Origin of the sequence: Tateyamaria sp. Alg231-49 (assembly GCF_900143535.1) — a bacterium.
Lineage (GTDB): Bacteria > Pseudomonadota > Alphaproteobacteria > Rhodobacterales > Rhodobacteraceae > Tateyamaria.
In genome coordinates, this window is record NZ_FRFA01000026.1 from 14,691 (window position 1) to 32,913 (window position 18,223).

Genomic DNA, 18,223 nt, shown 5'->3' on the forward strand with positions numbered 1-18,223 from the left:
TATTACTTTCTATCAATTGGCCGGGTCAGAAGGGAAAAGGCCCTGTTCCAGCAACCGGCCCAATGCGAATAGACTGGAACCCGCTGTCCCACCGATGCAGCAAACACCCATCTTCCTGCGTCATGTAGCCCACAGGTGCATCCGGACGGCGATCATGGGCAAAAGTACTGCATGGTGACGGCGCAGACAGTGCAATATGGCCAGCAACATCGCTAACAATCATACTGTGGATATGGCCACAGACCAACCGCAGTGCACCTCTATAATCTGTCAAAACTTCACCAAGGGCATCCCTGTTGGTTAGTCCGATGTCGTCCATGAACCGGATTCCACACGTAAAAGGTGGATGATGCAGCGCCAGAAGCACAGGCCCGCCGTCTGCGCTTGTCAACGCAGTTTTAAGGAAAGTCAGACTTTCAGAAGACAAGGTGCCTATCCCCCGCCCTTCGACCAGTGTATCTAGGCCAATCAGCTGGAGGTTACCAATCTGTCGAGACCAGTCGAGTGCACCAGCTTCCGGCAAGCTTTTGGGAAAGGCAGCCCGCATCGTATCTCGTTTGTCGTGGTTGCCAGGGACGACACATAACGGCAAGCCCAATGGTGCGATCAGTGATTTGAACCGAGTGTAGCTTTCGGCGGAGCCATCATCGCTCAGGTCGCCACTGATAAGCAGCGCGTCAATGGGGCCAATCTGATCACGGATACCGCCGATCCGCTCGACAAGTCGCGCCAGCGCATCCGAGGTATCCAGCCTGCCCGACATCAATACGCCCTCGGGCACAATATGGGTGTCCGAGATTTGCAGAATCGCCGTCATTTGATCCCTGCGCGCAGGAAGGCCTGCACAAATTGACGTTGGAAGATCAGGAAAGCGATCAGCAAGGGTGCAACGGACATCAGGGTTGCAGCAGAGATGATACTAATATCAACGCCATTCTCCGGTGCGCCAAAGATCGATAAACCAACGGTTAGGGGCCGCGTCTCGGGTGAATTAGTCACGATCAATGGCCACAGGAAATTGTTCCAGTGGGTCGAGACAGACACCAGTGCGTAGGCCAGATAGGTGGGCTTCGCCAAAGGCACATAGACCCGCCACAAGATACCCAAGAGCCCGCAGCCCTCAATCCGGGCCGCCTCATGCAACTCGATGGGAACGCCTTTGAATGCTTGGCGCATGAGGAAAATACCGAATGCGCTGGCCATGTAGGGCATACCGACACCAAGGATCGTATCGAACAGCCCAAGCCGAGAAATCATGGCGTAGTTTTCTACAATCAGAACTTCGGGCAGGATGAAAAGCTGCATCAGCACCAGAATGAACACAAAGTCTTTGCCCGGGAACTGCAATTGCGCAAACGCGAACCCTGCAAGTGTCGTCAGAAAGAATTGCCCAATCAGGATCACAGTGACAAGCAGGAAGGTATTGATGAAATACTTCAGCCATGGGGCACCCGACCAAGCCACCCGGAAATTCTCAAGCGTCCAGGGCGAAAAGAGGTTCAGGTTAACCGCATCCGAAGTCGAGTGTGTGGCCGCCCAGAAGGCGAACAACAGGGGTGCTATCCAGATAATCGCCAGCAGGATCGCGCCAAAGCTGTCCATGAATTTGGTCAGGCTCTTCATTGGTAGTGCGTCCTTTTATCAAGATAGAAGAACTGCACCGCCGCCACGATCCCCAGCACTGCAATGACCATGATCGTCATGGCTGCTGCGCTTGGGGCATCGAAGAAGGCAAAAGCCATCTCCCAGATATAGTAGAGGATCAGTTTGGAAGCGTCCGACGGACCGCCCTTGGTCAGGATAAAGAGGTGGTCGATCAACTTGACTGAGTTAATCATCGCATTCACCGCGATGAACAGCGTCGTAGGCATCAACAGCGGCAAAACGATGCGCCGCGTATAGGTCCAGCGACTGGCCCCTTCGATATCAGCGGCTTCTTTCAAATCCTCCGGGATTGTTTGCAAGGCGGCAAGATAGAAGATCATGAAGAACCCTGCTTCCTTCCAGATCGTCACAATGATGATAGCCCAGAGCGCCGTTTCAGGCTGGCCCAGCCAGTTGACCGAGGGCAATCCAAAGAGGCTGCCAATCTGGTCTAGAACACCGAGGCCGGGGGTGTAAAAGAACAGCCAAAGGTTCGCAGCGGCGATCATCGGCAGAACGGTTGGCGTAAAATATGCGGTTCGCACAAAACCGCGCGCGCGGATTTTGCCATTTGCCCAAAGTGCCATCGATAGGGCAATGAAGATCGACACTGGTATCGTGACGCCTGCATAAAGAAGGTTGTTCTTGACCACGAGCCAGAAGGTCGGATCAGCAAAGAGTTCGGCGTAATTTTCGGTGCCTACGAACTCTGTGGGTTTGCGGCGGGTACCGCGCGAAAACATGCTCGACCACAGGGTCGCGATAGACGGATAGAACGCAAATAGTGTCAGCAGCACAGCCGCGGGCGAAAGCAGCAGCCAGCCATAAATGGCCTGCCTACGGCGTTCTAGGTTGGCATGGGCAGACATGGCGCATCTCCGGGAAACTGCGAAGATTGGGCCGACACGCAATGCGCACCGGCCCAAAGTTGACGTTACTGATAGTCTTTAAGCAGGCGCTCCGCAGCGGCCTGCGCTTCGGCGAGGGCCTCTGCCGGCTCTTTCGCTCCTGTCAACGCAGATTGGATCGCGTTGTTCAGACCGTCCCGTACCCGGGCGGTCTCGAAGGTCGAAAATTCGGCCACGGCGTTTTCCAGTTGGTTGCGCGCAACAAGAGCCGGCGGGAATTCGGCGGTGTAAGCCTTGAGCGCTTCGGTCTCATAAGCTGCCGACGACACACCCATGTAGCCAGTTCCAATTGACCAGGCTGCGGCCTGCTCGGGCGACGTCATGAACTGCATCAGCTTTAGGGCTGCGGCCCGTTCTTCGTCCGTTGTGTCCTTGAACAGATAGAAGTTGCCGCCACCCGTGGGCGAACCCTTGCGCACATTGGCAGGGAGTTCTGCGACACCAAAGTCAAAGCTTGCACCATTCTTCACCGCGGTCAGGTTTCCGGTCGAATGCCACATCATCGCGGTCTGGCCCTCAAGAAACGCCTGACGCAATGTGCCCCATTCGACGGTGCCCGTCGGCATGATGCCGTGCTCTGTCGAGAGCGATTTCCAGAACTCCAGCGTTTCCACGACGGTTGGGTCATCGAAGTAGGTCGTCAGGCCATCGCCGGACATCACTTCCTTGCCGTTTTGGATCGCGAGCGCCTGGAACATCCAGTAGGGATAGCCGGTGGATGGGATCATCACACCGTAAGTGTCGCCCTCGGTCAGTGCCTTGCCCATCTCGATCATCTCATCCCACGTTGTTGGAGGTGCTTCGGGGTCAAGGCCAGCAGCTCGGAACATGTCTTTGTTGTAGTAAGCCACGATGGTCGAGCGCTGGAACGGGATGCCCCATGTCTGCCCCTCGATTTTGCCATTTGCCATCAGCGCCGGGTAAAAGCTTTGCAGCCATTCCTTATCTGCGTCAGTGGACGCAACTTCCTCAAACGGAAGGATCAGGTCTTGCTCGATCAGGTCATAGGCGTCGATCGAAAACATAACAGCCAGTTGTGCTGGCTCGCCTGATGCCAGCGCCGACAAGGCGCGCACGCGGGTGTCATCATAGTTGCCTGAATAGATTGCATTGACTTTAATGTCCGGGTTTGCCGCCTCAAAGTCGGCGACGATGCCATCCACCACTTCGGTCAACGCACCACCAACCGCAATTGGATAGTACATCGTCAATTCAGTCTGGGCTGTTGCCGGTATTGCCAGACCAGCGGCCATTGCGGTTGCAAGCCCCAGTCCTGTTGTCGAAAATAGTTTCATTACTCTCTCCCTTGGTTTTCAGTCGTCATTTTCTTGGCCGGACATGGGTCACCCCGCCAGCCTTTGGCCGTTCACGTCGAACACGTGCAGATTTTCGTCGTTAAATGTGATGTCGATCTCGTTGCCCTCGGCCATCATCGCCAGCCCGGGCTTCAGCACGGACAACCCGGTTGCACCTGCGTGATCGAGCCCGATCAGAGTTTCTGCGCCCAGAAATTCGCTTTCGGTGACGGTGCAGCACATGCGCCCATCACCCTTGGGGACGATTTGAATGTTTTCGGCCCTGATGCCGATTGTTTTACCTTCGCCAAACCCATCGAGAACGTCCGCCTCAAGCAGTGCCATGGGCGGCGCCCCTACGAACTCGGCGACAAAGGTGTTGTTGGGTCTGCTGTAAAGATCTTCAGGTGCGCCGACCTGCTGGATGTGTCCGTCTTTCATCAGCACGACAGTATCTGCCATGCTCATGGCCTCGGTCTGGTCATGGGTGACATATACGACCGTGATGCCAAGATCGCGTTGGAGTTTCTTGATGTCCTTTCGCACAGCGTTGCGCAGTTTTGCATCAAGGTTCGACAGCGGCTCGTCCATCAGGCACAAGCGCTGCCCGGCGACGATGGCGCGAGCCAATGCAACGCGCTGACGCTGTCCTCCCGACAATTCTCCCGGTTTGCGATCTTCCAACCCGAGCAGTCCTGTTATCTCCAAGGCGCGATGAAGCTTCTCCATGCGCTCTTTCTTCGGGACACGCCGGACTTTCAAACCGAATACAACATTTTCCGCCACGGAAAGATGAGGGAACAACGCATAGGACTGAAAAACCATCGAAAGGTTTCGATCGGACGCCGCACTGGTCGTCACATCCTTGGTGTCAATCAGAATCTTGCCCTCGTCCGGCAATTCCAGCCCCGCCAAGAGACGCAGCGTCGTCGACTTTCCGCATCCCGACGGCCCAAGCAGCGCAGTAAAGCTGCCCTCAGGAATATCGAGGGTAATTCCTTCGACGCCCAACTGGCCGTTCCAACGCTTTGCCACACCGTCGAGCTTTACAAATGGAGATGATTTCACGTCTTTTGCCCTTCAGCCACGATCAGCTTGTCTTCAATTTTGTCTAACAAAGGAGCGAATTGTTCGCCCGGCTGCCGGTCAATGATGACCCTGTCCAAGTCTGTTACATTGCCGCCCAACGCAGGCGCTTGCCGCCCGAATTTTGAACAGTCGACCACCAGGAACGACTGTTGCGCATTTTCACAAATCTTTTGTGTCGCGCGCACCTCTGTGGTGTGGAATTCCAGCAGACCACCATCGTCAGCAACGCCAGCGGACCCAAAAACAGCATACTCAGCCCGAAAACGCCCAAAGAATTCAAGAACATCGTTTCCCAGTATGTCACGGTCCGGTAATCGCACTTCGCCTCCGGGTAAGATGATCCGGTTTGATACCTCTTCACTCAGTGCCATCGCGGCACTGAGGTTGTTGGTGATAACCGTCAAACCTTTGTGGCGCCGCATCGCCTGCGCCACGCTAAGCGGTGTCGAGCCAATCGAGATAAACAACGTGGCACCATCTGGAATTAGATTGGCTGTGACCTCTCCTATCGCGCGCTTACCCAACAGATTCGTGCCAGCTCGCTGGTCAAATGGCGTGTTCAGAAACTCTTCGCTGAGCTCGATCCGGCCATGAACACGGTGAAGCATGTCACTTTCACATAGTGTATCCACATCCCTACGGATCGTTTGCATTGAAACGTCAAAGCGTTCCGCCAAAGAGCCAACGGTGACTGCTCCCTGCTCCAAAACCAAAGCCGAGATTGCTTCGCGCCGCCTTTGCTTCTTGGATGACATTCAACTCCCCCGGTAATGAGCCTGCCGCAACGTTAGCGATCAAAAAGCAACAAAACAACATTTTAATCCCCCGCATTACCAGTAAGCGTGATCCCTTGGCCAATTTATTGACTTATTTGAGAAATTCCTGAGCTCGCCACAAAATTTTTTGTTGTTTTGTTGTTTTGGGTTCCTCTGTAAGCATTTTTCCCTAAAGTGAGGACAAGCACCTGACCTGAAACCGGGAAAAATAGCATGCTGACAACTAAGTCGATTTTTGACCGCTATCAGGAAGTCCGCGCTCGCTTTCCAGAGGTCGAACCGCGCGACAGATCAGTCGAAATACAGTCATTGCTTGAGATTGCGGACCAAGTGGATGCGTTCGTTTTCGATGCCTTTGGCGTGCTGAATGTCGGTGAAACGATGATCCCTGGTGCGGACAAAAGGTTGGACCAACTGCGCGAAAAGGGCTGTGAAATCCGCATTCTTACCAACGCCGCCAGTTATGATCGTGATGGTGCCATTTCCAAGTTTAAACGCTTAGGATTGCGGGTTAAAGACGAGGAAATCATCACCAGTCGGGAAGCGACCCTGCAAAAGCTGAGCGAGGGGCATTGGGGTGTAATTGCGGCTGACACCGATCAATTAACCGACCTTCCGGTGCCGGTGACACGCCTTAGGGACAACTCGGCAGACTATCACCAAGTCGACCAGTTTTTGTTTCTGTCTACAGCTGACTGGACCGGTTCGCGGCAGGATTTGTTAGAAGCAGCCATGCGGGAACGCCCAAGAGCATTGCTGGTCGGAAACGCGGATCTGGCCGCCCCGCGCGATGATGGGTTTTCCGTTGAACCCGGGCATTATGGCCATAAGGTTGCCGACCTGTTCCCCGACCATGTCCAATTCTTTGGAAAGCCCTTTCCAGAAGTCTACGACCTGATCGAGGCATCTCTCCCGACGTTGATACCGAGTCGCATAGCAATGTGCGGTGATACGCTTCACACTGATATATTGGGCGCAGCGGCACGCGGTTGGCGCACCGTGCTTGTCACCCAAGATGGCCTATTTTCGGGCTTCGACACACAACCATTCTCCCAGCAGGCTGGCCTCTTTGCTGATTGGCGAGTCAGACGAATCTGAACAACTTCGCATTTCTACGTTTTGCCGGAGGTCTATTGCTGGCGAGCAAGCGAGAAACTTGCCGACGGGGCGGGTTATATTAACGCGAAATTTCCTCAATTTTTTCATCCAAGGCGGATGCCCCCAATTCACAAGGCGCACAAAGCAACCCATGGTAGTAGCCGAAGCGAATGCGTATTTTGTCCAAAGCTCGGTCTTAGACCCTTCTAAATTCGCTGCGGTCGCGGCCAGTGTCTGCTTTTCTAGCTGCGATGCAGCGCGCAGCCAAGGCGCGCAGTTTGCTGCAGGAGCGAAGGACGCGATTTTGATCCGGCTGCTTTGGGCTCTCTCCCGGCATTAGCTGCACTCAGCTTGAAGGTCCGCTGTCGGGAAACGAGCCAGACTTTGCAAAGGTCACTATCTGCGCATCAAGGAATCAGATTGCATAGGTGAAGGCCTTCATGCCAGCATACCTGCGCAATTACGGCTCTTTGTGTGGAGACAGGAAATGCTTTTGACACTGCTCGGTACCCTCTCGTTTTTTGGAGCGGTTGTATTTGGCATAATGGCAGTCGTGAACGACTTTGCGCTCCCGCTGATCGCTCTTTCGATCAACGCCCTCATAGGAGCCGCCGTTCTCTTTGCCTTGAGGGACATCGTGGATTTCTTGGAAACCATCGCGACGAATACCAAGAAATAGGCGACCCGACACATAGCTCGAAAGCGTAACTCAGCCCCCGGTTTCACACCCACTCAGAAACGGGGGCATTGGGACCAGATGCCGCCCGCCATCTGCGGCGTGCACTTAGACGGGGCGCAGGCGAATATACCGTGATGGACAGACATCGTCACATCGGCTCGGGCAGAATGGCGCCAGTCAGGGCCGAGCCGAATGTGAGATTCGGGCGTCGCCTACAAAAACACAGATACGTGCGCGTTGGGTCAACCTGCACCCCCCCTTTATTCGGGGTGGTGATGCACATCATACGGTTGCCCATTCGCCTACCTACACAGTTGGGACAGGCTTGCGGATCGGGCCAGTTTTCTGCCCATTCACCAGCGCCCCGGATTTTGGCCATGCCTCGATCATTTTCTTAGTGCGCTTGTGGTCCGCCGTGGCGTCCAAGCCCAGCACCTCGGCCACGGTCACGCCTGCCCAATCGCAGCCTGCCTGATCGGAGTTGCAACTCCGAGCAGGCAGGCGGCATGGCAAACTTCCTGCGCTGCATCGAGCTGCCCGAGGCGATGGAGGACTAGGCAGTACACCCATTAATTCTTGTTTACCGGCATAGGTTTGTGATTCATTTCGTCCAAACAACGGGCGGGAGGATGCAAGTGGCGCGATCAGACATGAGCGATCTGGAATGGGAATTCATCAAAGCTGTCTTGCCGAACAAAACGCGCGGCAAGAAGCGGGTAGATGACCGCCGCGTGATCAACGGCATTTTCTACGTCCTGCGCACCGGCATCCCTTGGGCCGATCTGCCCAGCGAATACGGCCCCCCGACAACGGTCTACAACCGCTTCAACAGGTGGAGCTACCCATCAAGCCTCAAGTCAATGACTGCGTCTTCTATTCCTGTTGCCAGACAACGAAAATCTGGCGACATGCTACTCAGCATTCTGACATAAAAGTCTAACGTTCAAGTCCGCTTTGACGTTAGTGCTGTCGTTTGGCGATTTTCGCACAAAGGTTGGCTACGGGCCGTTTCTGCTACTGCTTAAACGGGACGACGTTTGAACCATCGTTCGCAAAAGCGATTGCGCCTTCGCTGCGAATGGTGCTGATTGCCTCTTCGAACGCGGCTTGGTCGTCTTCAAAGAGATCGTCCCAGACAATGGATGTCCCGTCTTCTGTCACAACTTCCAGCGACCAACCGTCGCCGCCTTCGAGTTTGTAGATGTCCACCTTGAATGGCACCCCATCCTCAACGATGCGCTGCGATGCGCTGGAAATGACAAGATTGGGTTCGTGTTCCATCTAAATCCCTCTTTGGCCTGCTACAGATGATAGAAGCACTGATCACGGAAGCCAATGTCTGCAAAGCGGGATGCGATCGCGGCATATTGAACAATCGAAGAACGGCCTCTGTGGGCCGACCGCGTCGAACGTGACCTTGACCCGCGACTTTGCAAATGCCGCTTCCTGTGCATACAGCCACTTGTCCCAGTCGACCTCACCATCGATCGCTCTCCGGCCCACCCCGATTGAAACCGGGGGGCTATTTCTGAGAAAAAGCCCGCGGGGGTGCAGCCACCGCGCAGGGGGCAACGCTGTATAGCGGATTGGGCTAAGTTTTCGCCGCTCAACAAAAGTATTTATCGATCTGGCATTTTGTAATAACTTTTCGTTATGGAAAAACCGACCAAGTCCACGACCAAACCGAAGGTCACCCCGCTCAACGGCGGAGCATTTGGCGTGGCCGAGCCACCAAGTCATCTATCCGAGGAGCATCGGCCATTCTGGCGACGGCTGCGCCGTCAGGTCGAAATAAGTCACGCTGGCGTCACGCCTGCAGCGGAATCGTTGATCGACGCGGCTGCGATGGCGCACCAGGCTGAACACCAGGCCCGGGTGTTTGCCGCCGAAGCCGCCGAAGCGGGCGACTCGCAACTTTATCTGAAGTTTCAAAGCGAGGCGCGAGCCGAAAGCCGCGCTATGCGCGGCGCTCTGAACGGTCTTCGTCTTGCTGGCGATAGATCCAGCGCCACAGCCAAAGATACCGTCTCTGCTGTAGATCGCGCCACACAGAAACAGTCTGGAAGATGGGAATGACCGCCGATCGGCAACGACCAGGCCGACCCGAACAACAGGCGTATCTCGCCGCGGTTGCCAAGATCCGCGACGAGGCCCAACGCGAGCTCGAGCGGCGAAAAGCAGATCCCGATGTTCTATCAACAGACACTCCTTGTCTCGTTGAACGAACGAGCAGCGGCAATGCTGGTTTGCGACGTGATACCAAACTGCGGACCCCGCGGCCTGTAAGAACTTCGGTACGAACCGCTTGTGATCAAAGCGCTCGACAGGCAAACTTCAGTAGCGCTCTCGGCACCCCGCTAGCACCGACCTGTCTTCTCGTTAATCACCCCGTCACATGCCGAAAGCAGGCTCCACGGCCCGCCCTGAGCAAATCAAGATGGAGATCCGGCTTCAAGGGGATAAGCCTTCTTCGCAGGGTTTGAGGGACGTTAGGCGGCTTTTTGCATTGCTTTCGTGTGCTCGAATTCGTTGTTCGGATCAGCATCCCACCAGTTCACGGTCGGATAACTCTCGGTCAGGAACGACTTCAGTGTGTTCAGGTCAATGTGGAAAAATTCTTTCCGGTTGTTGACCATGTTGACGCGGTTGTCTTGAAACCGGCGATGTAATGCGGCTTCCAGTGCGGGTGCGTCTTCGCTGTAGATCATAGCGTGTGTATCGAAGCGGAACGGTACTGACGCGTCACCAAGTTCCTTGACACGATCAAAGGGGTCGAGGCGGCGCGTAAGTCCGATCTTGACGACATCTTCACCAAAGGCACCGGCATTCGAAATAATGTAGACGAAGCCACGTTTGGTCTGTTCAGCCATCGATTTCGCACGTTCCGTTTTAGCATGTGCTTCGGCGAGTTGGGCTTCCAGTTCAGCCACACGATCCGACTGTTCGGCGCGGGCCTTGTCCAGCAGCGTTTGCAGTTTCTGTTCTTCTTTCAACGCTTTTTGTGCGTCGATTTCGAGCCTACGCTGTTCACGTTCCGTGCGGGCCTGTTCCTTGATGGCCTCACGTTCCGCCTGTTCGTTCAGACGTGCCTGATAGGTCATTTCTGCCAGTTCAACGCGCTTGTTGATGTACTCGTAGTTGAACCAGAGGCTCATCGCTTTGCCCAGCTTTTCGGCACGATTCACGGCAGTTGTTTCGATGAATTTCAGTTTGGCTGCACCGTTGCGCCACGTCATAGCGTCAATGGCATCCTTGACCATTGAATCGTAGAAGGCCAACATGGCTTGCTTCGTCTGTTTGACGGCTTTTCGACCTTCACTGGCACTGTCGTTGATGTACCAATTTTCGACACCATTGAACTTATTTATCTGATCCATTTCACGCTCTATCTTGCGCATCTTGGTGATAAGGGCGGTGTCTTTGATATGGCCATACGCGCTCTGGAATTCACCGTCCATTTCGTAGGCCAGATTGTCGTCAAAGTACGACTTCAGGCGCGACTTGGCGTCTGTGATTTGGTTATTGACCGAAGCAAAGGACTTACGCGACTTCTCGGTCGATTTTTCCAGCGCTTTTTGCTCCGTTTGCAGCCGAGTGATGTCGGTTTGCAGCTTCGCCAGTTCTTCTTTAGCTTTTCGGGTTTTGCGAGTGATGAACATTATTTTGACTCAAGCAGGCTGTTGATTGGTATAGAACACGGCAACGCCGCCTTCGTTCGTGTACTTGTTGATCGTATAACCTTCGTGCCGAAGGTCCTGAATTAGAGGGTAAGCACCCTTGTGAGCCGAAATTTTCAAAACATCGGCAATTTGCTGTTTCGTCGTTCCTTCACCATGCAGCATTTCAAGCACAAACATTTGCTTGGTTCCGGGCAGCACAGCCTGTGTGGTTTCGGGGTAGTTTCCCATCTTGTTTCCACTTTCTAAATCAAAATCGATCTTGCCCTGAACAGGGCAGACCGACGAGGGTCAATGTGATCATCCGGGTTGGAACAGCTAGGCCCCACCCACGCTTAAATTACCCAGCCAGTTGAATGAAAATAAACACTGCAAGTGCGCTGAAAATGACAGTCGAGAAAATCCAGGTTTCCTCGGGCTTTTTCGCCTGAACAGGATCGGGCCGCATGTCAGGGAATTTCTTCTGAACAGTGGCAGGCTCAGGACTGCGGTTCCGAAGAACAGCCTCGGTACCCTGCGAACCATATCTCCGGATAGTCCGGAACTCGTTGATATCCATGTTTTCACCAATTCCTTTCTTCTTCCAGATCTGAGCAGAAAAATACACCTGAGCGCAGGCTCGAGCGTCATCCAGTGCCGAGTGTGCCTTGTGATCTAAATCAAGCAGAGAAGTCAGGGTCTTCAGCTTGTGGTTCCGAGCTTCCGGCCAAGTCCGCTGAGCAATCTCGACAGTGTCGATGACTTCGAAATATGGCATCTGGATACCAGCACGGGCAAATGCCTCGCGCAGGAACTTGATGTCGAACATGACGTTGTGGCCAACGATGATCGCACCATCCATGAATTCCAAAATCGCGTCGGCAACATCCTTGAAGAACGGAGCATTCGCAACGTCGGCATCTGTGATCCCATGAACGTTGGTCGCCTCACGGGGAATCGGGTGACCCGGATTGATCTTAGTCAAAACCGCTTCACGGTTGCTGGAAAGGTCGTCGTTTTCCCCAAACGGAAAGAGTGCGATTTCCACGATGCTTTCAACTTCATGGTCGAAGCCAGTGGTTTCTACGTCGAGAGCGATGAACTTTTTCATAATGGTTGTCCGATGTTGAGTTGCTCGGGCTTATGGAGCAACCGTGGGTTTGTCCGGGCTAATCTTCGCTTTAAACTTCGGCGTTGAGTGCTCCTTATTGTTGGCGAGGATGCTGGTTGTTCAATGCCGAAGGGCCGTTCCGCTACTGGGACACAAACTTGGGCTACTCGTTGCAAAAACTTCCGATCCAGCCCTTCGACATCAAGGCATATAGGTAGCGATATCATTTACGTCAACATTGTTTGTGTAAAATAAGTGAAAAAAGTTGTGGACGTTTCTAACGATCAAACTTATATCGTTGATATGATGAAAAAAACACGCAGAAGGCCCAGCGGGCCAACACTCAAAGATAAGCAGAGCGCCAAGACCAAATCGGCGCTGATCAGAGCAGCCAAGAAGCTGTTTGAAGAGTACGGCTACCACAACGTCAGCGTCACAGACATCGCGCGTGCGGCGGGTGTGTCGCACTCGATGATCAACGTGCATTTCAACGCCAAGGCGGGGTTGCTCTATCAGATCATCCACGAAAGCAATGCCGCGCAAACAGAAGAAGTCACTGAGCTTCTCCAGCAGGGTGGGACTGTCATCGAACGGCTGGAGCGGATCGTCCGGTCCTTCGCTGAGCATGACTTGAAAGACCCGGCCCTGCTTGCCGTCATGCAATCCTACTTCTGGGCATGGCCGCAGGAGACCGAAGCGGAGAACCGCGAACAGTTGGTCGAAGCCCTCACACCGGCGCGGCAAGTGCTCAAAGACGGGGTGGCTTCGGGTGAGTTGATGGCGGCCCTAGATCTGGACCGTGCCATACGGGCAATATTTGCGATCTACACAATGGGGCTACGGCCTGCCGTTTATGACGGTGCTTCGATAGATGACTGCGTCGAAGAGATCATGGCGCAGGTCAGGATGCTGTTGAGGTTGTAGTTGTCGGCCCTTGGCTAATGCACCACGGACCCGGTGTAACTGGTTGGTCATCACTGCCATCGTCGAACCCGATGGTGTTTCGCTGAACGGCAAATCCACGCGCCAGCAAATCGCGGCTCTAAAGAGTGGAACGATGTACGCAAAAGATTACCAAAGAGAATGGCCGTACTGCACAGTTTACGCCAGGAACACCAATCTGGAAGGCTTCGGCCCGGCATATGACCGGCTGGTGCAAGTTGCAAAAGACCGTGGCCTGGTGCGGTGAAGAAGGATCCTGCGGCGGGGCGCGAAAACGCGCTGAGCGGGCCGTCATGGACCACTACAACCCTCGGGCCTGCGCCACCTGCGGCGAGCGGGTGTCCGCCAAGGCCACGGCGAAATTTTGTAGCACCCGATGCCGGATTGAGCACCATCGGGCCGAGGGAGCGAAGGAGGTCAGATAGGACGGCGCGGGTGTCTTCGTGCCAAAGCTGGCCGTGGCGCAGATAATGCAGATCGACCGGCGCCGCCCTCGCGCCACCTTACCGCCTCAGGTAGCCTGATGGTAGCCTAGAGTGAAAAACGGTCTGCGCCGACGCTCCCGAAAACCTGCTAAGTCATTGATTTTTATGGTGCCCCCACACGGCATCAAATACCTATATCTTGGTGCACCGTGGTATAGGGTATTCTGCAACTGCCCCAATAAAACATGAATTAGACTGCCCCACCCTATTCCATTCTGCCCCAGCACACCCCACATATGGGGGTGGATAGTGAGGTGGATAGAAAATGGCCCTTCCCAAACACAAGCTGACAAGCGCTGAGCTGAAAGCGAAAGCCCCCGGTAAGTACTCCGATGGTGGCGGGCTTTGGTTTCACAAGCGTAACGATGGCGGCGCACAATGGTTTCTGCGCTACACGATTTTCAGGCGTAGACATGAAATGGGACTGGGTAGTTTTCCTGACGTGACGCTCAAAGCCGCCCGTGACGAAGCCGACAAATGGCCTGCTGTCGTGCGCGATGGCAAGGACGCTATCAAGGAACGCGAACGTCGGCGCCGTGAATCCGAAAGCAACATGCACATTTTGCGCGATGTCGCACTGGACGCCTTCGAGAGCCGCAAAGCCGAACTGAAAGGCGACGGCAAGGCTGGGCGCTGGTTCAGCCCGCTTGAACTGCATGTGCTACCCAAACTGGGCAAGATGCCCATCTCACAGATCGACCAGCGCGATATCCGCGACACACTGGCCCCTATCTGGCACGATAAGGCCGACACAGCACGAAAGGCCATGAACCGCTTGAGCATAGTCATGCGCCACGCGGCGGCGCTGGGCTTGGACGTTGACCTGCAAGCCACGGAAAAAGCCAAGGCGCTATTGGGCAAGCAACGCCACACCGTCAAAAATATCCCGGCGCTCAACTGGCGCGATGTGCCAGCTTTCTACCAATCGCTCGACGGCGGCAGCATCACGGAACTGGCATTGCGCCTGCTCATACTTACGGCGGTGCGCAGCTACCCTTTGCGCCATCTGCATCTTGATCAGATCGATGGCGACATTTGGACCGTCCCCGCAGAGGCCATGAAAGGCCGTGTGGGCGCAACAAGCGATTTCCGCGTGCCACTGTCGCAAGAGGTGCAGGCCGTCATTGCAGAGGCCACTTCATTCGCCCGTGACGGCTTTCTTTTCCCCGGCGTGCGCAAGGGCGTAATTTCCGACATGACAATGAGCAATTTCATGAAACGGCGAGGCATGACCGAGCGCCCGCACGGGTTCCGGTCCAGTTTTCGCGATTGGGTGGCGGAGGCCACGAACACGCCGCATGACGTTGCAGAAACCGCGCTGGGCCATACAGTCGGCGGTGCGGTAGAGCGGAGCTACCGAAGGACAGATTTTCTGGAGCAACGGCGAGCTTTGATGGAGCAATGGGGTAACTCAATTTGCAATCCAAAAAACATTGATCAGAAAGTAATTCGCCTTTAGGTCGATTTTGTATTCCCAGATTTTCAGGAAAGCTCTTCGCAAATACAACGGAGCCTCATTGTGAACGCTCTGTGAATAAGATGATTCGATGCTTTTGTTGACATATTTATTGTTGTTCTGAATTGGTATCTGCCTACAAAATGGGGCACCTTCCAATTTAGGGGTGCACCATGCGCTATCTCACTTTCAGCGACCTTCAGTCAAAACTCGGCGGCAGAGGCCGTACCACCATTTACCGTGACGTGGAATTGGGCCGCTTGCCCAAGCCCGTGAAAATCGGCGGACGCCTGTATTGGGCAGAGGCCGATATCGACGCCGCAATCGCGGCACATGCCGCGGGCTAAGACCCGCTCAACCCTCTGCGCGGACGCAGGGCAAGTTGAGCGGGAATATATCTCGGCAGATATACCTCTCACATACGCCCAGCGCCTTCGCAGATCAACTCTGGAGGGCCATATGGCCGATAATACCGACTGGGGCACCGCCCTATTCACCATCCACACCGAAACCGACGGCACGCGGAATATAGAGGTGTCAGGCCGCGACCGGTGGGCGCTTGAAGCGCTCATCTCATTGGGCAAAAAAGGCTGTACTCCCATCGACACACCCGGCCCACGCTGGTCAGGGTACGTGTTCAACCTGCGCCAGCTTGGTGTGCCCATAGAGACCATCACAGAGGCGCATTGCGGCCCGTTTGCAGGCACCCATGCCCGCTACGTGTTGCGGGCCTCTGTGGCGCGCTGTGAGGGGGCTGACGCATGACCGGCAAGCAAACCAAAGCCCCTACTCCGCGCGAAATGTTCGAGCGCAAAATCCACCACCAATTCGGCCTGAGTGGCGCTGTCCTGCGCGCGCTCGGCGAGTTGCACTATCAGGGCAAACCGTGATGGCAGGCACACCCTACAGGAAAGGAAAAAAGGGGGCTGGGCGTCACGTCCAGCTTCCTGAATACCTGCAAGCCTCCGAGGCGTGGGCCAGCCTGAAACCTGGCCCCCGCGCGCTCTACGTCGAACTGAAACGGCGCTACAACGGCAGCAACAATGGTCGCATCATTCTCAGCTATCGGGACGCGGCACTTGCCATCAATGTGAGCCGCAACACGGTCGGCGCATACTTCACAGTACTTGAGGAACGCGGCCTAATCGCCATGACCCGCGCCCCCTTCCTTGGGCCATCCGGTATCGGGCAGGCCAGCCTCTGGGCGCTGCAAGAGCTGCCCACTGCGGATGGCAAACCCGCGACACGCGGGTTCCGGACGTGGAGCGAAAAGAAAAAGCCCCACCCAAAAACCGTGCATGCCCGTCCCAAAAACCGTGACACTGAGTCAGCACGGAACAATGGCGACGGCGAACCTGTCCTAAAAATTGTGACGGGAGGCTGATTTTTCTCAATGTCTCCGATGCACAAAAACCATGACACATATACATCTAGCCATAGGCAGGAGAAAAAGCCGACGCTCGTCGAACGCATTTCGCTTAGTTGCCATCTCCTTGGCCATCCGCGTTCCACCTCTCGACGTCGCACACAAGCGATACGGAGACACCTTTTATTTCGTTCCAGTAGCATGCACTTTCGAGAGCCAACCAGACCTCAAAAACATCTTTTGCGTCCATGTAGCCAAATACCCCTGCTGCCTGCATGCCCATAAGCATATCCGCCGCCTCTTCAGTTGTATTGTTTTGGATGACTTCCTGCATGAGTTTTCTGTCAACGACAAAATCTGCCGGGGCCTCTGCTGCCAATCGCGCTCTATCAATCTGATTCTGATAATAACCGTTGATTGCTACCGGCAACGCAGCGACGAGTGCCAAAACCAGCGGAACACTGACTCCGACGTATTTCATTCGGCTGGCTTCCAGTTTCTGCCTCGCACGCTCAATCTCAATCTCTTCTCTCCGCAGTGACAACTCCGCTTCGAACTTTTCTGCTTCGTTCACTTGAATCCTCCAACTCGAGTCGTCCACACAGCAAAAACCATGCCATGTAGGTTGCGAGCAGGCAATTTGTCTTTGGTCGATAAATGGTATCTCAGTTTTTCGCTGAAAACGGTCCTTCAAGAAGTATATCTCCGCTGGAGGATACACCAAAAAAGTATATAGAACATACCATGAACAACTGGCCGCATTCCATCCCTCTCGACTTAGCGCAAGCTCTGATGGACCTTGATGCCATGAGGTTCTCTACCTCGGATGCTGACCGCTGGGGTGTTGTCCGCGAATGGCTCGATAAACACGGCGTACCCCCACCTGAACATAATTTCCCGTCGTCACCAGAAATCACGCGCCAAGACTGAAGTTACAGCAAAGGCAGGACGAAATGAGCAAAGAACCAACCACAATCCAGAAGCCACCACGAAGGCATCCCAAGATCAACAAGTCTGGCGAAAGGGACTTCACGGCAGACGTGCCAACCGATTGGCAGATCCAGGACCTGATGGGAATGAGGACACATGACGCGGCTTCAGGAGTCTACAACACAGCCATTATGGCTTTGGGCGAACAGGCAGAGCGGCACGCCAACCTTGCCTCAGCCATGTTTGCAGAAACTGAACCTCAAGACGCCATCGAAGCCATGTTGGTTGCACAGATGACTGCAACGCATGTGGCTATGACCACGTTATGTGAACGCATGACCTACCAGACGAACTATCAAGTGAGGGAGGCCTGTGAACGCTCAATGACGCGCCTGAGCCGCACGTATCTGGCCCAAATGAACGCGCTCAAGAAATACCGCTCCAAAGCCCAACAAACGGTCCGGGTCGAGCGTGTGAACGTTGAGAGCGGCGGACAGGCCATTGTGGGCGATGTCAGCCATGGAGGGAGGGTTGGCGGCGATGGGTCGTGAGACTACGATTAATGGGTCATGACCCTAGGTGTTCAGTCCCGGCATTTGGTGGATCGGATTTAGGATGAATCGATCAGGCTCTGAAGTCCAGATCTTGCAGATGTATTCGTAAGGCGTGAGGCCGTTGAGGGTCTTTAGCCTGCGTGCGAAGTTGTATGCGTCCATGAAGTCCACGAGGTGCGTGCGTAGCTGATCATGGCTATCGTAGTGGTATCGTTTCACTGTTGCGTCCTTGAT

Annotated in this window: 24 protein-coding genes and 1 pseudogene; 12 read left to right on the forward strand and 13 right to left on the reverse strand. The window is 54.7% G+C overall.

Annotated elements, in window-relative coordinates; translation table 11 throughout:
- Window positions 1–25 precede the first annotated feature (25 nt).
- The 6 genes from DHN60_RS21060 to DHN60_RS21085 form a co-directional block, all read right to left on the reverse strand.
- Window positions 26–817 (reverse strand): phosphodiesterase, encoded by a 792-nt coding sequence (locus DHN60_RS21060; RefSeq protein WP_108839281.1) that lies wholly within the window; start codon window positions 815–817, stop codon window positions 26–28.
- A complete protein-coding gene (locus tag DHN60_RS21065; RefSeq protein ID WP_108839282.1) occupies window positions 814–1,623 on the reverse strand; it encodes a carbohydrate ABC transporter permease in 810 nt (269 codons plus the stop codon). Before DHN60_RS21065 ends, DHN60_RS21060 begins: the two co-directional genes overlap by 4 nt.
- Window positions 1,620–2,513: a carbohydrate ABC transporter permease gene (locus DHN60_RS21070; RefSeq protein ID WP_108839283.1), complete on the reverse strand. Its 894-nt coding sequence runs from the start codon at window positions 2,511–2,513 to the stop codon at window positions 1,620–1,622. Before DHN60_RS21070 ends, DHN60_RS21065 begins: the two co-directional genes overlap by 4 nt.
- A gap of 65 nt (window positions 2,514–2,578) precedes the next feature.
- Complete coding sequence (locus tag DHN60_RS21075; protein ID WP_108839284.1) at window positions 2,579–3,847, reverse strand: ABC transporter substrate-binding protein; 1,269 nt, start codon at window positions 3,845–3,847, stop codon at window positions 2,579–2,581.
- Between the two features lie 48 nt (window positions 3,848–3,895).
- Window positions 3,896–4,915: an ABC transporter ATP-binding protein gene (locus tag DHN60_RS21080; RefSeq protein ID WP_108839285.1), complete on the reverse strand. Its 1,020-nt coding sequence runs from the start codon at window positions 4,913–4,915 to the stop codon at window positions 3,896–3,898.
- Complete coding sequence (locus DHN60_RS21085) at window positions 4,912–5,691, reverse strand: DeoR/GlpR family DNA-binding transcription regulator (RefSeq protein ID WP_108839286.1); 780 nt, start codon at window positions 5,689–5,691, stop codon at window positions 4,912–4,914. Before DHN60_RS21085 ends, DHN60_RS21080 begins: the two co-directional genes overlap by 4 nt.
- A gap of 234 nt (window positions 5,692–5,925) precedes the next feature.
- On the opposite strand from DHN60_RS21085, the gene DHN60_RS21090 reads away from it, so the two are divergent.
- Together DHN60_RS21090 and DHN60_RS21095 are read left to right on the forward strand one after the other, a co-directional pair.
- Window positions 5,926–6,810: an HAD-IIA family hydrolase gene (locus DHN60_RS21090; RefSeq protein WP_108839287.1), complete on the forward strand. Its 885-nt coding sequence runs from the start codon at window positions 5,926–5,928 to the stop codon at window positions 6,808–6,810.
- A gap of 487 nt (window positions 6,811–7,297) precedes the next feature.
- Window positions 7,298–7,489 (forward strand): hypothetical protein, encoded by a 192-nt coding sequence (locus tag DHN60_RS21095; RefSeq protein WP_108839288.1) that lies wholly within the window; start codon window positions 7,298–7,300, stop codon window positions 7,487–7,489.
- 306 nt (window positions 7,490–7,795) lie between these two features.
- Here DHN60_RS21095 and DHN60_RS21100 read toward each other — a convergent pair whose 3' ends face one another.
- Window positions 7,796–7,939, reverse strand: a complete 144-nt coding sequence (locus DHN60_RS21100) for a hypothetical protein (protein ID WP_199913714.1) — start codon at window positions 7,937–7,939, stop codon at window positions 7,796–7,798.
- A 200-nt stretch (window positions 7,940–8,139) separates the two neighbouring features.
- Between DHN60_RS21100 and DHN60_RS22750 the strand changes: the two are divergent.
- Window positions 8,140–8,328 (forward strand): annotated as a pseudogene (locus DHN60_RS22750) (transposase); the annotation flags it as partial.
- 175 nt (window positions 8,329–8,503) lie between these two features.
- Here DHN60_RS22750 and DHN60_RS21110 read toward each other — a convergent pair.
- Complete coding sequence (locus DHN60_RS21110; RefSeq protein ID WP_108839290.1) at window positions 8,504–8,770, reverse strand: hypothetical protein; 267 nt, start codon at window positions 8,768–8,770, stop codon at window positions 8,504–8,506.
- 372 nt (window positions 8,771–9,142) lie between these two features.
- Between DHN60_RS21110 and DHN60_RS21115 the strand changes: the two genes are divergently transcribed.
- Window positions 9,143–9,565, forward strand: a complete 423-nt coding sequence (locus DHN60_RS21115) for a hypothetical protein (protein WP_108839291.1) — start codon at window positions 9,143–9,145, stop codon at window positions 9,563–9,565.
- Between the two features lie 413 nt (window positions 9,566–9,978).
- On the opposite strand, the gene DHN60_RS21120 is transcribed toward DHN60_RS21115, so the two are convergent.
- From DHN60_RS21120 to DHN60_RS21130, 3 genes are all read right to left on the reverse strand, one after another.
- Window positions 9,979–11,148, reverse strand: a complete 1,170-nt coding sequence (locus DHN60_RS21120; RefSeq protein ID WP_108839292.1) for a GIY-YIG nuclease family protein — start codon at window positions 11,146–11,148, stop codon at window positions 9,979–9,981.
- A 9-nt stretch (window positions 11,149–11,157) separates the two neighbouring features.
- Complete coding sequence (locus tag DHN60_RS21125) at window positions 11,158–11,397, reverse strand: hypothetical protein (protein ID WP_108839293.1); 240 nt, start codon at window positions 11,395–11,397, stop codon at window positions 11,158–11,160.
- A 109-nt stretch (window positions 11,398–11,506) separates the two neighbouring features.
- Window positions 11,507–12,256: a 3'-5' exonuclease gene (locus tag DHN60_RS21130; protein WP_108839294.1), complete on the reverse strand. Its 750-nt coding sequence runs from the start codon at window positions 12,254–12,256 to the stop codon at window positions 11,507–11,509.
- A gap of 303 nt (window positions 12,257–12,559) precedes the next feature.
- Between DHN60_RS21130 and DHN60_RS21135 the strand changes: the two genes are divergently transcribed.
- The 7 genes from DHN60_RS21135 (at window position 12,560) to DHN60_RS21160 (ending at window position 16,523) form a co-directional block, all read left to right on the forward strand.
- Complete coding sequence (locus DHN60_RS21135; RefSeq protein ID WP_108839302.1) at window positions 12,560–13,180, forward strand: TetR/AcrR family transcriptional regulator; 621 nt, start codon at window positions 12,560–12,562, stop codon at window positions 13,178–13,180.
- 43 nt (window positions 13,181–13,223) lie between these two features.
- Window positions 13,224–13,445 carry a hypothetical protein gene (locus DHN60_RS21140; protein WP_108839295.1) on the forward strand — a complete coding sequence of 74 codons (222 nt, stop codon included), beginning with the start codon at window positions 13,224–13,226 and terminating at the stop codon, window positions 13,443–13,445.
- A 503-nt stretch (window positions 13,446–13,948) separates the two neighbouring features.
- Window positions 13,949–15,142, forward strand: coding sequence for a site-specific integrase (locus DHN60_RS21145; protein WP_108839296.1), 1,194 nt, complete (start codon window positions 13,949–13,951; stop codon window positions 15,140–15,142).
- Window positions 15,143–15,312: 170 nt separating this feature from the next.
- On the forward strand, window positions 15,313–15,486 hold the full coding sequence (locus tag DHN60_RS21150) for an AlpA family transcriptional regulator (RefSeq protein WP_108839297.1): 174 nt from the start codon (window positions 15,313–15,315) through the stop codon (window positions 15,484–15,486).
- A gap of 112 nt (window positions 15,487–15,598) precedes the next feature.
- Window positions 15,599–15,904: a hypothetical protein gene (locus DHN60_RS21155; RefSeq protein ID WP_108839298.1), complete on the forward strand. Its 306-nt coding sequence runs from the start codon at window positions 15,599–15,601 to the stop codon at window positions 15,902–15,904.
- On the forward strand, window positions 15,901–16,029 hold the full coding sequence (locus DHN60_RS22870) for a hypothetical protein (protein ID WP_255415602.1): 129 nt from the start codon (window positions 15,901–15,903) through the stop codon (window positions 16,027–16,029). The genes DHN60_RS21155 and DHN60_RS22870 overlap by 4 nt, the downstream gene beginning before the upstream one ends.
- Window positions 16,029–16,523 carry a hypothetical protein gene (locus DHN60_RS21160; RefSeq protein ID WP_108839299.1) on the forward strand — a complete coding sequence of 165 codons (495 nt, stop codon included), beginning with the start codon at window positions 16,029–16,031 and terminating at the stop codon, window positions 16,521–16,523. Before DHN60_RS22870 ends, DHN60_RS21160 begins: the two co-directional genes overlap by 1 nt.
- Window positions 16,524–16,617: 94 nt before the next feature.
- On the opposite strand, the gene DHN60_RS21165 is transcribed toward DHN60_RS21160, so the two are convergent.
- Entirely contained in the window at window positions 16,618–17,079 is a 462-nt protein-coding gene (locus DHN60_RS21165; protein ID WP_159089329.1) for a hypothetical protein, read from the reverse strand.
- A gap of 379 nt (window positions 17,080–17,458) precedes the next feature.
- Between DHN60_RS21165 and DHN60_RS21170 the strand changes: the two genes are divergently transcribed.
- On the forward strand, window positions 17,459–17,986 hold the full coding sequence (locus DHN60_RS21170; RefSeq protein WP_108839301.1) for a hypothetical protein: 528 nt from the start codon (window positions 17,459–17,461) through the stop codon (window positions 17,984–17,986).
- 24 nt (window positions 17,987–18,010) lie between these two features.
- Here DHN60_RS21170 and DHN60_RS21175 read toward each other — a convergent pair.
- Window positions 18,011–18,223, reverse strand: a 213-nt coding sequence (locus DHN60_RS21175; protein ID WP_159089330.1) for an IS3 family transposase, incomplete at its 5' end; no start/stop codon positions are given.

Bases quoted from the DNA above. Each gene is read 5' to 3' on its own strand.
- DHN60_RS21160 (WP_108839299.1), top strand. From the start codon at position 16,029: ATGGCAGGCACACCCTACAGGAAAGGAAAAAAGGGGGCTGGGCGTCAC.
- DHN60_RS21120 (WP_108839292.1), bottom strand. From the start codon at position 11,148: ATGTTCATCACTCGCAAAACCCGAAAAGCTAAAGAAGAACTGGCGAAG.
- DHN60_RS21145 (WP_108839296.1), top strand. From the start codon at position 13,949: ATGGCCCTTCCCAAACACAAGCTGACAAGCGCTGAGCTGAAAGCGAAA.
- DHN60_RS21115 (WP_108839291.1), top strand. From the start codon at position 9,143: ATGGAAAAACCGACCAAGTCCACGACCAAACCGAAGGTCACCCCGCTC.
- DHN60_RS21075 (WP_108839284.1), bottom strand. From the start codon at position 3,847: ATGAAACTATTTTCGACAACAGGACTGGGGCTTGCAACCGCAATGGCC.
- DHN60_RS21060 (WP_108839281.1), bottom strand. From the start codon at position 817: ATGACGGCGATTCTGCAAATCTCGGACACCCATATTGTGCCCGAGGGC.
- DHN60_RS21125 (WP_108839293.1), bottom strand. From the start codon at position 11,397: ATGGGAAACTACCCCGAAACCACACAGGCTGTGCTGCCCGGAACCAAG.
- DHN60_RS21090 (WP_108839287.1), top strand. From the start codon at position 5,926: ATGCTGACAACTAAGTCGATTTTTGACCGCTATCAGGAAGTCCGCGCT.
- DHN60_RS21170 (WP_108839301.1), top strand. From the start codon at position 17,459: ATGAGCAAAGAACCAACCACAATCCAGAAGCCACCACGAAGGCATCCC.
- DHN60_RS21095 (WP_108839288.1), top strand. From the start codon at position 7,298: ATGCTTTTGACACTGCTCGGTACCCTCTCGTTTTTTGGAGCGGTTGTA.
- DHN60_RS21070 (WP_108839283.1), bottom strand. From the start codon at position 2,513: ATGTCTGCCCATGCCAACCTAGAACGCCGTAGGCAGGCCATTTATGGC.
- DHN60_RS21150 (WP_108839297.1), top strand. From the start codon at position 15,313: ATGCGCTATCTCACTTTCAGCGACCTTCAGTCAAAACTCGGCGGCAGA.
- DHN60_RS21085 (WP_108839286.1), bottom strand. From the start codon at position 5,691: ATGTCATCCAAGAAGCAAAGGCGGCGCGAAGCAATCTCGGCTTTGGTT.
- DHN60_RS21130 (WP_108839294.1), bottom strand. From the start codon at position 12,256: ATGAAAAAGTTCATCGCTCTCGACGTAGAAACCACTGGCTTCGACCAT.
- DHN60_RS21110 (WP_108839290.1), bottom strand. From the start codon at position 8,770: ATGGAACACGAACCCAATCTTGTCATTTCCAGCGCATCGCAGCGCATC.
- DHN60_RS21155 (WP_108839298.1), top strand. From the start codon at position 15,599: ATGGCCGATAATACCGACTGGGGCACCGCCCTATTCACCATCCACACC.
- DHN60_RS21135 (WP_108839302.1), top strand. From the start codon at position 12,560: ATGATGAAAAAAACACGCAGAAGGCCCAGCGGGCCAACACTCAAAGAT.
- DHN60_RS22870 (WP_255415602.1), top strand. From the start codon at position 15,901: ATGACCGGCAAGCAAACCAAAGCCCCTACTCCGCGCGAAATGTTCGAG.
- DHN60_RS21065 (WP_108839282.1), bottom strand. From the start codon at position 1,623: ATGAAGAGCCTGACCAAATTCATGGACAGCTTTGGCGCGATCCTGCTG.